General features: G+C 72.5%; 14 protein-coding genes. 8 read left to right on the forward strand and 6 right to left on the reverse strand.

Annotated features, from left to right (window positions below; all coding sequences use genetic code 11):
- Positions 1–116: 116 nt before the first annotated feature.
- Positions 117–2393: an ATP-binding cassette domain-containing protein gene (locus tag QOL88_RS33665; protein ID WP_097222009.1), complete on the reverse strand. Its 2277-nt coding sequence runs from the start codon at positions 2391–2393 to the stop codon at positions 117–119.
- 10 nt (positions 2394–2403) lie between these two features.
- Positions 2404–4029 (reverse strand): ABC-F family ATP-binding cassette domain-containing protein, encoded by a 1626-nt coding sequence (locus QOL88_RS33670; protein WP_097222010.1) that lies wholly within the window; start codon positions 4027–4029, stop codon positions 2404–2406.
- A gap of 310 nt (positions 4030–4339) precedes the next feature.
- Between QOL88_RS33670 and QOL88_RS33675 the strand changes: the two genes are divergently transcribed.
- Entirely contained in the window at positions 4340–4984 is a 645-nt protein-coding gene (locus tag QOL88_RS33675) for a GOLPH3/VPS74 family protein (RefSeq protein WP_097222011.1), read from the forward strand.
- Between the two features lie 97 nt (positions 4985–5081).
- Here the strand turns inward: QOL88_RS33675 and ssgD are convergent, their stop codons facing one another.
- On the reverse strand, positions 5082–5498 hold the full coding sequence (gene ssgD, locus QOL88_RS33680; protein ID WP_097222012.1) for a spore wall synthesis regulator SsgD: 417 nt from the start codon (positions 5496–5498) through the stop codon (positions 5082–5084).
- Positions 5499–5755: 257 nt separating this feature from the next.
- On the opposite strand from ssgD, the gene QOL88_RS33685 reads away from it, so the two are divergent.
- Positions 5756–6850: a WD40/YVTN/BNR-like repeat-containing protein gene (locus QOL88_RS33685; RefSeq protein ID WP_097222013.1), complete on the forward strand. Its 1095-nt coding sequence runs from the start codon at positions 5756–5758 to the stop codon at positions 6848–6850.
- Positions 6851–6920: 70 nt separating this feature from the next.
- Complete coding sequence (locus QOL88_RS33690) at positions 6921–7244, forward strand: plasmid stabilization protein (protein WP_097222014.1); 324 nt, start codon at positions 6921–6923, stop codon at positions 7242–7244.
- 10 nt (positions 7245–7254) lie between these two features.
- Here QOL88_RS33690 and QOL88_RS33695 read toward each other — a convergent pair whose 3' ends face one another.
- The gene (locus QOL88_RS33695) at positions 7255–7548 is read right to left on the reverse strand and encodes a YciI family protein (RefSeq protein WP_097222015.1); all 294 of its coding nucleotides are present in this window, start codon (positions 7546–7548) and stop codon (positions 7255–7257) included.
- A 63-nt stretch (positions 7549–7611) separates the two neighbouring features.
- On the opposite strand from QOL88_RS33695, the gene QOL88_RS33700 reads away from it, so the two are divergent.
- Positions 7612–8304 (forward strand): endonuclease V, encoded by a 693-nt coding sequence (locus QOL88_RS33700; protein ID WP_097222016.1) that lies wholly within the window; start codon positions 7612–7614, stop codon positions 8302–8304.
- Here QOL88_RS33700 and QOL88_RS33705 read toward each other — a convergent pair.
- Complete coding sequence (locus QOL88_RS33705) at positions 8292–8486, reverse strand: hypothetical protein (RefSeq protein ID WP_097222017.1); 195 nt, start codon at positions 8484–8486, stop codon at positions 8292–8294. The genes QOL88_RS33700 and QOL88_RS33705 overlap by 13 nt on opposite strands.
- Positions 8487–8665: 179 nt before the next feature.
- On the opposite strand from QOL88_RS33705, the gene mmpA reads away from it, so the two are divergent.
- Positions 8666–8812, forward strand: a complete 147-nt coding sequence (gene mmpA, locus QOL88_RS33710) for a morphogenic membrane protein MmpA (RefSeq protein ID WP_097223303.1) — start codon at positions 8666–8668, stop codon at positions 8810–8812.
- Between the two features lie 5 nt (positions 8813–8817).
- On the opposite strand, the gene QOL88_RS33715 is transcribed toward mmpA, so the two are convergent.
- Positions 8818–9996 carry a saccharopine dehydrogenase family protein gene (locus tag QOL88_RS33715; RefSeq protein WP_097222018.1) on the reverse strand — a complete coding sequence of 393 codons (1179 nt, stop codon included), beginning with the start codon at positions 9994–9996 and terminating at the stop codon, positions 8818–8820.
- 91 nt (positions 9997–10087) lie between these two features.
- Here QOL88_RS33715 and QOL88_RS33720 point away from each other — a divergent pair, with 91 nt between their 5' ends.
- From QOL88_RS33720 to QOL88_RS33730, 3 genes are all read left to right on the forward strand, one after another.
- The gene (locus QOL88_RS33720) at positions 10088–10468 is read left to right on the forward strand and encodes an MmcQ/YjbR family DNA-binding protein (protein ID WP_097222019.1); all 381 of its coding nucleotides are present in this window, start codon (positions 10088–10090) and stop codon (positions 10466–10468) included.
- Positions 10469–10577: 109 nt separating this feature from the next.
- Complete coding sequence (locus QOL88_RS33725; RefSeq protein WP_097222020.1) at positions 10578–11723, forward strand: CaiB/BaiF CoA transferase family protein; 1146 nt, start codon at positions 10578–10580, stop codon at positions 11721–11723.
- A gap of 11 nt (positions 11724–11734) precedes the next feature.
- On the forward strand, positions 11735–12949 hold the full coding sequence (locus tag QOL88_RS33730; protein ID WP_097222021.1) for an acetyl-CoA C-acetyltransferase: 1215 nt from the start codon (positions 11735–11737) through the stop codon (positions 12947–12949).
- Positions 12950–12973: the final 24 nt, after the last annotated feature.

Consider the following 12973-nt stretch of genomic DNA (forward strand, 5'->3'; position numbering starts at 1 on the left):
GGCCCGCACCACCCCCGTCCAGTGTTCGCGAGCCCCGCACGCCCGACCGTCCGGCGCCGGGCAAACCACCCCATCGGTTCAACGGGCGCACAGCGCCTTGACGTCGTCGGCCCGGCTCACGGACGGTGCCCCACGGCCCGCCGCAGATGCTCCCCGGTGACCGAACCCGCCGCCGCCAGGAGGTGCCGGGGCGTCCCCTCGAAGACGATTTGGCCGCCGTCCCGGCCGCCGTCCGGGCCCAGGTCGATCACCCAGTCGGCCCGGGCAACCACGGCCAGGTTGTGCTCGACCACCACGACCGTGTTGCCCGCGTCGACCAGCCGGTCCAGCAGGGCGACGAGGCCCTCCACGTCCGCCATGTGCAGGCCGGTCGTCGGTTCGTCGAGCACGTAGACCGCGCCCGTCCGGTGCAGTCGCGTGGCCAGCTTGATGCGCTGCCGCTCGCCGCCGGAGAGGGTGGAGAGCGGCTGCCCGAGCGTCAGGTACGTGAGCCCGACGTCCCGCAGGGCGCTCAGCCGGCGCCGTACGCCCGGGTCGTCGAAGAAGCCGAGGGCCTGCTCGGCCGTCATCTCCAGGACGTCCGCGACGGAACTGCCCCGCACGGTCAGCCGCAGCACCTCCTCCTTGAAACGCCGCCCCTCGCAGTTGTGGCAGGTCGTCGTCACCGGGTCCATGAAGGCCAGGTCGGTGTGGATGACGCCCCGGCCCTCACAGGTGCCGCAGGCGCCCTGGGAGTTGAAGCTGAACAGGCCCGCCTCGGCCCCCGTCCCGCGGGCGAAGACCTTCCGGACGGTGTCCATGATCCCCAGGTAGGTCGCCGGGGTGGAGCGGCCCGAGATGCCGATCGACGACTGGTCGACGACCACGGCCTCCTCGTGCGCGGCGGTGAACTCCCCTGCCAGGGTGCTCTTCCCCGACCCGGCGACCCCGGTCACGACGGTGAGCACACCGGCCGGGAACCGGACGGTCACGTCCCGCAGGTTGTGCCGGTCGGCGCCCTTGACCCACAGCTCCCCGGCGGGCTCCCGCACCTCGTCCTTGACCGTCGTACGGGTGCGCAGGCAGCGCCCGGTGAGCGTGTCGGAGGAGGCCAGTTCTCGCGGGGTCCCCTCGAAGACCACGGTGCCGCCGCCGGCCCCGGCGCCCGGCCCCATGTCGACGACGTGGTCGGCGAGCGCGATGACATCCGGGTCGTGCTCGACGACCAGCACGGTGTTCCCCTTGTCGCGCAGCCGCAGCAGCAGGTCGCCGAGGCGGCCCACGTCCCGCGGGTGCAGACCGACGCTCGGCTCGTCGAAGATGTACGTCATGCCGGTGAGGCTGGAGCCGAGGTGCCGCACCGTCTTCAGCCGCTGCCCCTCCCCGCCGCTGAGCGTGGCGGTCTCCCGGTCGAGGCTCAGATAGCCGAGGCCGATCGCCTCGATGCGCTCCAGAGCCGACACGGCGGCCGAGGCGATCGGCCCGGCCACCGGGTCGTCGATCTCCTTCAGTACGGCGACCAGGTCCGTGACCTGCATGCGGGCGCAGTCGGCGATCGACCGGCCGTTGATCCGGGTCGCGAGCGCCGCCGCGTTCAGCCGTGCTCCGCGGCAGCCCGGGCAGGTGCCCTCCACCAGGAACGCACGGACCAGGTCCCGGGTCTTCTGGCTCATGGCCGACAGGTCCCGCTTGAGGTACAGCCGCTCGAAGCGGACGGCCAGCCCCTCGTACTCGGTGGTCCAGGTGCCGCCGCTGCCGTTGACGGTGACCTTGCTGCCCGGCCGTCCGCGCATCAGGAACTCCCGCTCGGCGGCCGTGAACCGCCCCACCGGCTTGTGCGGGTCGAGGTCGTCGCTGTTCGTGTACGCCTGGCCCTGCCAGGTCCCGGCGGCGAACGGCGGGAAGCGGACCGCCCCGTCGGCGAGGGAGCGGTCCGGATCCAGGATGCGGTCCCAGTCGGGCCGCACCGTCCGGCCGAGGCCGTCGCACTCGGGGCACATGCCCGACGGGTCGTTGAACGAGTAGGCAGTCGCCGGTCCGGCGCTCGGGGTGCCGTGCCGGGAGAACAGCACCCGGATCACCGAGTAGACATCCGTCATGGTGCCGACGGTCGACCGGGAGTGGCCGCCGACCTGCCGCTGGTCGACGACGATCGCCGGGGTGAGGTCCTCCAGGCCGTCCGCGTGCGGCCGCTCGAACTTGGGCAGCCGGTTGCGGACGAACCACGGGTAGGTCTCGTTCAGCTGGCGCTGCGACTCCACCGCGATCGTGTCGAAGACGACGGACGACTTCCCCGATCCCGAAACGCCGGTGAACACGGTCAGCCGGCCTTTCGGGATGCGGAGGGTGACGTCCTTGAGGTTGTTCTCGCGTGCTCCGGTCAGGGTGATGGCATCGTGTGCGAAGTCGGTCATGCCACCGACGCTAGGAGGAAATCCCGACAGCCTCTGGCGTGATTTCCCGCAGTTCTCCTTCCTCCAGCAGCAGCCAGCGCGTGATGCCGATCGACTCCAGGAACGGCAGGTCGTGGCTGGCCACGACCAGCGCTCCCTCGTACGACTCCAGGGCCGTGGTGAGCTGCCGGACGCTCGCCATGTCGAGGTTGTTGGTCGGCTCGTCCAGCAGGAGCAGCTGCGGTGCGGGCTCGGCCAGCATCAGCGCGGCCAGCGCGGCCCGGAAGCGTTCGCCGCCGGACAGCGTCGCCGCCTTCTGGTCGGCGCGGGCGCCCCGGAACAGGAAGCGCGCCAGCCGCGCCCGGATCCGGTTGTTGGTGGCGTCCGGCGCGTACCGTGCCACGTTCTCGGCCACGGACAGTTCCCCGTCGAGGACGTCGAGCCGCTGCGGCAGGAACCGCAGCGGGACGTGCGTCACCACCTCGCCCGCCTCCGGGGCGAGCTCGCCGGTGATCGTGCGCAGCAGCGTGGTCTTGCCCGCGCCGTTGCGCCCGATCAGCGCGACCCGCTCAGGCCCGCGCAGGTCGAGGCCACCTTTCACCCGGGCGCCGTACCGGAGCCCGAGATCCCGGAGGGTGAGAACGGTCCGCCCCGGCGGCACCGCCGTGTACGGCAGGTCGACGCGGATCTCGTCGTCGTCCCGTACGGCCTCCACCGCCTCGTCGAGCCGCTCCCTGGCCTCGGCGAGCTTCTCCTCGTGCATGATGCGGTGCTTGCCCGCGGACTCCTGCGCCGCGCGCTTGCGCGCCCCCATGACGATCTTCGGCTCGCGCTTCTGGTCCCACATCTTCTGCCCGTACCGCTTGCGGCGGGCCAGTTTGACCTGGGCGTCGGCCAGTTCGCGCTTCTGCTTGCGGAAGTCGGACTCGGCGACGCGCACCATGCGCTCGGCCGCCTCCTGCTCGATCTCCAGTGCCTCCTCGTAGTCGGAGTAGTTGCCGCCGTACCAGGTGATCTCACCGGAGCGCAGATCGGCGATCTGGTCGACGAGGTCCAGCAGTTCACGGTCGTGGCTGACGACGACCATGACGCCCGGCCAGGACTGCACGGCCGCGTACAGCCGCCGACGGGCGTACAGGTCGAGGTTGTTGGTCGGCTCGTCCAGCAGCAGCACCTCGGGCCGGCGCAGCAGCAGCGCGGCCAGCCGCAGCAGGACCGACTCGCCGCCGGACACCTCGCCGATGGTGCGGTCCAACTCGACGTGCCCGAGCCCGAGTTCGCCGAGCGTGGCGAGGGCGCGCTCCTCGGCGTCCCAGTCGTCGCCGACGGCCTCGAAATGCGTCTCGGAGACGTCGCCCGACTCGATGGCGTGCAGGGCGGCGCGCTGTGCGGCGATGCCGAGGACCTCGTCGACGCGCAGGGCGGTGTCGAGCGTGACGTTCTGCGGCAGGTAGCCGACCTCGCCGGCCGCGCGGACGGTGCCGTCGGTGGGTGCGAGTTCACCGGCGACCAGCTTCAACAGGGTCGACTTTCCGGACCCGTTGACGCCGACCAGGCCGGTCCGGCCGGGGCCGAACGAGACGTCCAGGCCCTCGAAGACGGGGGTGCCGTCGGGCCAGGTGAACGCAAGGGACGTGACGGTGATGGAGGTGGACATGGTGGCCTCATTCGCGGTTGCTCGAAGCGGTCAGGGGCAAACGCGTGTCGAGACACCTGCGACCAGGGGGTGAGGCTCCATGGGCACATCACGGACATGAGAGATGCCCTGCACCGGAGGGACGGCTCGGACGCCGAGGTCGCACGCAGCGCACACCACAGAGGGGGTGTGACGCGGTGTCTCAGGACCTCAGACGAGCAACGTCCTTCTCCAATCGGCGGCAACAGGGACGCTTTACACCGTAGGAGGGCGCTCTGAGCCTGTCAACGAATTAACGTGCGACTCGATCGTTCCGCCCCGAGGAGGCCCCGTGTCCAACGGTCCGCTCACCCTGTCGGCCCGGCTCTGCCTGCTGGCCTGGGACGCCGCGGGACCGGCCGCCGGCGCCACCGCCCACCGGCCCGCTCCGGTGCGGGCCGGAGCCCTCGTCGAGCTGGCCCGGCGCGGCCTGCTCACCGACGAGGACGGCATCGCCACGCCGGTCGACCTGGACGCGAGCGCGGGTGACGCGGTCCTCGACGGGCTGCTCGAACTCGTCCGCGAGTCGCGCCCGCACCCCTGGCGGACGTGGGTGACGCTGCGAGCACGGGTGACCTTCGACGCCGTGCGGGAGCAGCTGGTGGCCGACGGGTTTCTGCGGGCGGAGAAGCGACGGGTCCTGGGTGTGTTCCCGACCGTGGAGTACGCGCTGGAGCGGGTGGCCGTCGTGGAGGCGCTGCGGGAGGAGACACGGCAGATCCTCCACGGGGCGCTGCCGGTCGCCCGGATCTCCGAGCGGGACGCGGCACTCGCCGTCCTCACCGCGGCGGCGGACCTCCTCGACGAGGACACCCCTGACCGGCGCATCGAGCAGCTGACGGAACGGGCGGGCGCGTCGATGCCCCCGCTCGCTTCGATCGTGCGCGAGGTGAGCACGGCGGTGACGGCGAGGCGTGCGGTGGCGGCGTCGCCCTGATGCCTGTCCGGTCCGGCTGAGCCAAGGGCGGACCGCCCCGGCTCGGCGCGGCCCTCAGGGACCGCCCCGGCTCGGCGCGGCCCCTCGGTCCGTCAGCTCAGCACGCGTCCCGCATCAGCTCGGCGAGACCGTGGTCCAGATCCAGCTGGAGGTGCTCCAGACCGACGGGCACGAGTTCGCTCGTGGCCTGGAGGAACCGGCGGATCTCGCTCGAGCGGACGTGGACCACGGCGGTGCCCTCCGGGGCGTGGAACTCCAGCACCGTGCGGTCGTAGCCGTAGGGCCGCACGCGCACGTCGCCCTGTCCCTCGGCGCTCTTCTGGCCGGCGGCGAGCAGCTCGCGGGAGAAGGTCCAGCAGACCTCGACGCCCTCCAGCGTGGCCGGCGCGGGGAACGTCATACGGACGGCGAAAGGATCACGCCGGTCGTAGTGAAGCGTGGCGGGAATGCTCGGCATACGCGGCGCGGCGGCGACGAGGCGGGCCTCCACGGGCTGCTCGATGACGATGGACAACGCCTTGCTCCCTTGTGACGGCTGGACGGACACTTCCGGGCGGATGAGGCCGGGCACTGGAAGAGACGACGGAATCAGCCAATCCGTGCACACGCATTGCTAGTGACCTCTGTCACCGCGTTCATGCGCCAGAGTGACGTGACTCTCCTCGTGCGTCTCCACGGGCACGTGTGGCGCCCGCCGCACCACGCGGAGCACCCGCGAGGCCCTCTGGACGGCGCCCGGGCGGTGGGCTAGCTTCCCCGGCCATGAGGCGCATGGGGAGCACGCGACGGACGGGACGAACACGCAGCAGGGCGACCGCTCTGGCGGCCTGCACGGCGGCACTGGCAGCCCTGACCGCCGTACCGGCACAGGCGCACGGATCCCAGGGCCGGGCGCCGCACTGGGAACTCAAGGACACCGGCGCTCCCGAGGCACGGTTCCGGGGTCTTGCCGCCGTCAGCCGGACCACCGCCTGGGTCGCCGGCACCGGCGGCACCGTCCTGCGCACCACCGACGCAGGGGAGGCCTGGCGCGACGTCTCGCCGCCGGGCGCGGGGGAGTTGCAGTTCCGGGACATCGAGGCGTTCGACGCGCGCCGGGCCGTGGTCCTGGCCATCGGCGAGGGCGAGGCGTCCCGCGTCTACCGCACCGACGACGGCGGAGCCACCTGGACGGAGTCCTTCCGCAACACCGACCCCAAGGCGTTCTACGACTGCCTCACCTTCTTCGACCACCGCCACGGTCTCGCGATGAGCGACCCGGTGGACGGGAGGTTCCGCATCCTGTCGACCGGCGACGGCGGCCGGAGCTGGAAGGTGCTGCCGGACCGGGGCATGCCGGCCGCGCAGGAGGGCGAGGCCGGATTCGCCGCGAGCGGCCAGTGCCTGGTGACGTCCGGGCCGAAGGACGTCTGGCTGGCCACCGGCGGGGCCCCGCGCGCGCGTGTGCTGCACTCCGCCGACCGGGGACGCACCTGGACGGCCACCGACACCCCCCTCCCGGCGGGCGACCCCGCCCGGGGCGTCTTCGCGCTGGCCTTCCGCGACCGCGCCCACGGCCTCGCCGTCGGCGGCGACTTCCGCCCCGACCAGCCCTCACCGGACGCCGCCGCCCGCACCCTTGACGGCGGCCACACCTGGCGCCCGGCCGCCACCGCCCCGCCCGCCTACCGCTCCGGCGTCGCCTGGCTCCCGCACAGCCGCACCGCCGCCCTCGCCGTCGGACCCACCGGCACCGACCTCACCACGGACGCCGGCCGCACCTGGCGGACCGTCGACACGGGCTCCTACGACACCGTCGACTGCACCCCGGACCACGGGTGCTGGGCCGCCGGCGAGAAGGGCCGGGTTGCGCGCCTGGAGCACTGAGCATGCGGGGTGCCCTGATCGTTGGCAGTGTGGGTACTCGTTCACTGATCGGGAAAGGAAGTGAGCGGGAATGCCACGCGGTTCGAGCTCCAAGCGGGAGCGCCAGTACGAGCACATCAAGGAGAGCGCGAAGGACCGGGGCGAGAGCACCGGCCGCGCCGAGGAGATCGCCGCGCGGACGGTGAACAAGGAACGCGCCCGCTCCGGCGAGTCGAAGACCGCCAGCCGCACCTCCACCCAGGACATGTCCTCCGGCAAGCGGGGCGGCCGGCGCTCCGGGCGGGGTTCCCAGGGACCCACCTACGACCAGCTCTACCAGGAGGCCAAGCGCAAGGGTGTCGAGGGCCGTTCCAGCATGAACAAGAGCCAGTTGCAGCGCGCACTGGGCAAGTGAGGCGCACGCCTCAGAGGGTCTCCCGGTAGGCCTCCAGCGCGGGCGCCGTCTTCGTCGCCGTGAACTCGGTGACGCGGTACGCGCACACGCCCGCGGTGACGAACGGGTCCTCCGCGGTGATCTCCTCGATCCGCGCACGGTCCCCCGCGACGGCGATGATCACCCCGCCGTCGCGGGGGTTCTTGCGCCCGGAAGCGAGGAAGACCCCCTGCCGGTACTGCTCGTCGAGCCACGCCACATGCTCTTGCAGCACGGCGTCGACGGCTTCCAGCGGGGCGGTGTACGTCAGCTCCAGCACGAACATGGCGGGAGCCTACCCCGGGCGTTTCCGTGCGGTCACCGGGGAGCCCGTAGGCTCGGGGCCACCATGACGACCGTACGCATCCCCGAGGACTGGCCCGCCACCGAGGAGCAGGCCCGCGCCGTCCAGGACGAACTGCGCGCACGCGTGATCCTCGGCGAACCCGGACCGCCGCCCCGGACGGGCCACGTGACGGGGGTCGACGTCGCGTACGACGACGAGCGGGACGTCGTCGCGGCGGCGGCGGTCGTGCTGGACGCGTCGAGTCTCGAGGTCGTCGCCGAGGCCACGGCCGTGGGACGGGTCTCCTTCCCCTATGTGCCCGGGCTGCTCGCCTTCCGCGAGATCCCGACGGTCCTCGCCGCCCTCGACGCCCTGCCCTGCCCGCCCGGCCTGGTCGTCTGCGACGGCTACGGTCTCGCCCACCCCCGCCGCTTCGGCCTCGCCAGCCACCTCGGCGTCCTGACCGGCCTGCCCACGATCGGCGTGGCGAAGAACCCGTTCACCTTCACCCACGACGACCCGGGCACCCCGCGCGGCAGCACCTCCGCGCTGCTCGCCGGCTCCGAGGAGGTCGGCCGCGCCCTGCGCACCCGGGACGCCGTCAAGCCGGTCTTCGTCTCCGTCGGCCACCGGACGACGCTGGACAACGCCTGTGCGCACACTCTCGCGCTGACCCCCGACTACCGCCTCCCGGAGACCACGCGCAGAGCGGACGCGCTGTGCCGCGAGGCACTCCGGGAGACCTACTCGGCCTGACCGTCCACCCGCCAGCGGCCCACCTCCCGGTACTCCGAGTCGTAGATCGCCGACTCGTCCCCGGGGGCGAGCGCGTAGTGGCGCAGATTGCCGGCCCAGTACCTGAGGATCCGGCCCAGTTCGCCCGCCGGGTCCTTCGCCAACGCCGCGTCGTCCAGGGAAACGTCCAGAAGGAATCTCATGCCTTCAAGGGTTTCATTGAACTCCTTGTTGGCACTTTTCGAGCGGTCACCAGGGGGGCGAACGCCGAAAGTCTCAAGCCGCGAGAAGAGGCGGGCGGGGCGGGCGGCCGGATCTGAGTACCGGCTCTGAGTACCTGTACGGATGCCCCGCCGGCGTCCCCGTGGGCAGGCTGGGGCGCATGACAACGCACCGTGCCCCCAAGCCCGTTGCCGGCCCGGCCCAGACCGTCGAGCGGGCCGTCACCCTAGGGCTGATCCTCGCCGTGACGGCCGGGCTCGGCTGGATCGCCGGGATGATCTACACCATCGCCGAGTGGCCGCTGTAGGACCCTCAGCGCGCCGACGCGACGCGGAAGCGGATACCCGCCGCACGCAGCCGGTCGATCAGCGCGTTGCCCATCGCCACCGCCGTGGTGACCTGACCCGCCGTCTCCGGAAGGTCGTCGAAGGCGAGGCACAGCGCCGACTCGGCGAACATCTTGGCCGTCTCGTCGTAGCCGGGATCGCCGCCGGAGACCTCCGTGTACACCCGCTGACCGCCGCCCTCGCCCACGAAGCGCACGGAGAACCAGCTCTTCGCCCGCTTCTCCGGGCTCGGCCCGTCGCCGGGCTTGAGCCGGTCCGACAACCAGCGCCGCGCGGGCGGCACCTGAGCCGCCGCGACCAGCGCGCCGACCGCGGCGACGCCGCCGACCGCGACCGGCAGATGCCGGACGGCCGCGTACTGCCGGTAGCGGAAGTCGGGCCCGTACCGGTCGAGGGCCGACGCCGAGCGCCGCACGATCTGCGGGTCGATGGTCGGCATCGGCAACGCCCACGCACCGACCTCCTTGGCGAACCGCGGCCCGCCCAACGGCGCCGACGCCCGCCGGCCCACCAGTCGCGGCTCGTGTCGCCGCCGGTCCCGGGCGGCCGCCGCCATCTGACGCTGCCGCGCGAACTGGCCGAGCGCGGAGGCGAAGGTTCCGCCCGAGAACGCCGCGTCCGCGGTGACGAAGCCCTCCACGGCCAGCGGCACGTCCTCGGGCAGCTGCTGCACGGTGAAGTACACGCCCAGGTCGTGCGGGATCGAGTCGAACCCGGCGGCGTGCACCAGCCGCGCCCCGGTCTCCCGTGCGCGGGCGTCGTGCCGGACGTACATCAGGTCCACGAACTCCGGCTCGCCGCACAGGTCGAGGTAGTCGGTCCCGGTGTCCGCGCAGGCGGCGACGAGCTCCTCGCCGTACGTCACGTACGGGCCGACCGTCGTGGCCAGCACGCGCGCCTTGCCGGCGAGATCGCGCAACGAGGCGGGGTCGCAGACGTCCGCCCGCTCCACCCCGACCTTCGCGTCGGCGGGCAGCCGCTCCCGCAGCCGCTCCAGCTTCCCGGCGCTGCGGCCCGCGATGGCCCAGCGCAGCCCCTCGGGCGCATGGGCGGCCAGGTACTCCGCGGTGAGCGCCCCGGCGAAACTGGTCGCTCCGAAGAGCACGATGTCGTACGGACGGTCCGTCCTGCTTTGCCTGCTCATGACACCCCTCGGTCGTGCAGCCCGTGCCGCTGTCGGTGGCCGAGGCTAGCGTGAGGGGTGCGGAGCCCGACGACGAGCCCGGAGGACGACGATGGCCGTGCCCAGGAATGCCCTGAAGAAGTGGGAGAAAGTGCGCGCGTTCGCACTGGGGCTGCCGGACGCCGGCGAGGAGTTCCCCTGGGGCGAGTCCGTCGCGAAGGTCAACAAGAAGGTGTTCGTCTTCCTCGGCGTCCAGGACGGCAGTTACCCCTTGGGGGTGACGGTGAAGCTCAAGGACGAGACGGCGCACGCCCACGCGCTGGCCTGCCCCGGCGCCGAGCCCGCCGGATACGGCCTGGGCAAAGCGGGCTGGGTGAGCATCCCCCTGGAGCAGCAGGGCGCCCCCGCCGCCGAGGTGCTCTGCGACTGGGTGGAGGAGAGCTACCGGGTGATCGCGCCGAAGCGGCTGATAGTCGTGCTGGACGGAAGCTGATCCCGTCCGGCAGATTGCTAAGCGCTTGCTCGTTCAGGTCTTGTGCCGAGTGGAACACGTTCTTAGCATCACTGGTGTTACATCAGTTGTGTCACAGCATGGGGGCTGGATGACCACGGCAAGGACGCCAGGACACGGTCCGCTCACCGGCGTGCGCGTCGTGGAGCTGGCCGGCATCGGGCCCGGCCCGTTCGCCGCCATGCTGCTGGCCGACCTCGGGGCCGACGTCGTGCGTGTGGACCGGCCCGGCGGCCCCGGGCTCGCGATCGACCCGGCGTACGACGTCACCAACCGCAACAAGCGCTCGGTGGTCGTCGACCTGAAGGCCCCGGACGGCCCGGACCGGGTGCTCGACCTCGTGGCCCGCGCCGACGTCCTCGTCGAGGGCTACCGCCCCGGCGTCGCGGAGCGCCTCGGTGTCGGCCCCGGGGACTGCCACGCCCGCAACCCGCGTCTCGTCTACGGCCGGATGACCGGCTGGGGCCAGGACGGCCCGCTCGCCCAGCGCGCCGGGCACGACATCGCCTACATCGCCCCCACCGGCGCCCTCGGCATGATCGGCCGCCCGGACGAACCGCCCGCGGTCCCGGCGAACCTGCTCGGCGACTACGCGGGCGGCTCCCTCTATCTCGTCGTCGGCGTCCTCGCCGCCCTGCACCACGCGCGCGCGAACGGCACCGGCCAGGTCGTCGACGCCGCCATCGTCGACGGCACCGCCCATCTCGCCACGATGATCCACGGCATGCTCGCCGCCGGCGGCTGGCAGGACCGCCGCGGCGCCAACCTCCTGGACGGCGGCTGCCCCTACTACGGCACGTACGAGACGGCCGACGGCCGGTACATGGCCGTCGGCGCCCTGGAGCCCCGGTTCTACGCGGAGTTCCTCGCCCTCCTCGGCGTCGAGGGCCAGGAGGGGGCCCGCAAGGACGTCGCCCGCTGGAGTGAACTGCGCGAGCAGGTCGCCACCCGCTTCAAGAGCCGTACCCGGGACGAGTGGACGGCCGTCTTCGACGGCTCCGACGCCTGCGTGGCGCCCGTGCTGTCGCTGCGCGAGGCCCCGCACCACCCGCACCTGGCCGCCCGCGGCACCTTCACCGACCACGGCGGCATCACCCAGCCCGCCCCGGCCCCCCGCTTCTCCGCGACCCCGACCTCCGTCCGCACCGGCCCGGCGCGGCCGGGCGCCGACACGGCGGACGTCGCCCGGGACTGGGACGTCCCCGGGCTCCTCCCGTCGTCCCGAAACCCTCAGTGAAAGGCCCCCTCGTGAGCACCGAAGCGTACGTCTACGACGCGATCCGCACCCCGCGCGGCCGCGGCAAGGCCACCGGCGCCCTGCACGGCACCAAGCCCATCGACCTGGTCGTCGGACTGATCCACGAGATCCGCGCCAGGTTCCCGGACCTCGACCCGGCCGCCGTCGACGACATCGTCCTCGGCGTCGTCGGCCCGGTCGGCGACCAGGGCTCCGACATCGCCCGGATCGCCGCCATCGCCGCGGGCCTGCCCGACACGGTCGCCGGTGTGCAGGAGAACCGCTTCTGTGCCTCGGGCCTGGAGGCCGTCAACCTGGCCGCCGCCAAGGTGCGTTCCGGCTGGGAGGACCTCGTCCTCGCGGGCGGCGTCGAGTCGATGTCCCGGGTGCCGATGGCCTCCGACGGCGGTGCCTGGTTCAACGACCCGATGACCAACCTCGAGGTCAACTTCGTGCCGCAGGGCATCGGCGCCGACCTCATCGCCACCATCGAGGGCTTCTCCCGGCGCGACGTCGACGAGTACGCGGCCCTTTCCCAGGAGCGGGCCGCCACCGCGATGAAGGACGGCCGCTTCGAGCGGTCCGTCGTCCCGGTCAAGGACCGCAGCGGCCTCGTCGTCCTCGACCACGACGAGTTCCCGCGTCCCGGCACCACCGCCGATTCCCTCGCCAAGCTCAAGCCGTCCTTCGCGGACATCGGCGAACTCGGCGGCTTCGACGCCGTGGCCCTCCAGCAGTACCACTGGGTGGAGAAGATCGACCACGTTCACCACGCGGGCAACTCCAGCGGCATCGTCGACGGCGCCTCGCTCGTCGCGATCGGCTCCAAGGAGGTCGGCGAGCGCTACGGCCTCACCCCCCGCGCCCGGATCGTCTCCGCCGCGGTCTCCGGCTCCGAGCCGACCATCATGCTCACCGGCCCCGCCCCCGCCACCCGCAAGGCCCTCGCCAAGGCCGGACTGACCATCGACGACATCGACCTCGTCGAGATCAACGAGGCGTTCGCGGCGGTCGTGCTGCGCTTCGTGAAGGACATGGGCCTGTCCCTCGACAAGGTCAACGTCAACGGCGGCGCGATCGCGCTCGGCCACCCCCTCGGCGCGACCGGCGCGATGATCCTCGGCACCCTCGTGGACGAACTGGAGCGCCAGGACAAGCGCTACGGCCTCGCCACGCTGTGCGTCGGCGGCGGCATGGGCGTCGCCACCATCGTCGAGCGCATCTGACCCCCTCCCGACGGATCACACGGA

Origin of the sequence: Streptomyces sp. Ag82_O1-12, from assembly GCF_900182715.1 — a bacterium.
In the GTDB taxonomy this organism is placed as follows: domain Bacteria; phylum Actinomycetota; class Actinomycetes; order Streptomycetales; family Streptomycetaceae; genus Streptomyces; species Streptomyces massasporeus.

Excerpts from the sequence above, each read along its gene's own strand:
- QOL88_RS33665 (WP_097222009.1), bottom strand. The coding sequence starts at position 2,393 with ATGACCGACTTCGCACACGATGCCATCACCCTGACCGGAGCACGCGAG.
- QOL88_RS33670 (WP_097222010.1), bottom strand. The coding sequence starts at position 4,029 with ATGTCCACCTCCATCACCGTCACGTCCCTTGCGTTCACCTGGCCCGAC.
- QOL88_RS33685 (WP_097222013.1), top strand. The coding sequence starts at position 5,756 with ATGGGGAGCACGCGACGGACGGGACGAACACGCAGCAGGGCGACCGCT.
- QOL88_RS33690 (WP_097222014.1), top strand. The coding sequence starts at position 6,921 with ATGCCACGCGGTTCGAGCTCCAAGCGGGAGCGCCAGTACGAGCACATC.
- QOL88_RS33695 (WP_097222015.1), bottom strand. The coding sequence starts at position 7,548 with ATGTTCGTGCTGGAGCTGACGTACACCGCCCCGCTGGAAGCCGTCGAC.
- QOL88_RS33700 (WP_097222016.1), top strand. The coding sequence starts at position 7,612 with ATGACGACCGTACGCATCCCCGAGGACTGGCCCGCCACCGAGGAGCAG.
- QOL88_RS33705 (WP_097222017.1), bottom strand. The coding sequence starts at position 8,486 with ATGAGATTCCTTCTGGACGTTTCCCTGGACGACGCGGCGTTGGCGAAG.
- mmpA (WP_097223303.1), top strand. The coding sequence starts at position 8,666 with ATGACAACGCACCGTGCCCCCAAGCCCGTTGCCGGCCCGGCCCAGACC.
- QOL88_RS33715 (WP_097222018.1), bottom strand. The coding sequence starts at position 9,996 with ATGAGCAGGCAAAGCAGGACGGACCGTCCGTACGACATCGTGCTCTTC.
- QOL88_RS33720 (WP_097222019.1), top strand. The coding sequence starts at position 10,088 with ATGGCCGTGCCCAGGAATGCCCTGAAGAAGTGGGAGAAAGTGCGCGCG.
- QOL88_RS33725 (WP_097222020.1), top strand. The coding sequence starts at position 10,578 with ATGACCACGGCAAGGACGCCAGGACACGGTCCGCTCACCGGCGTGCGC.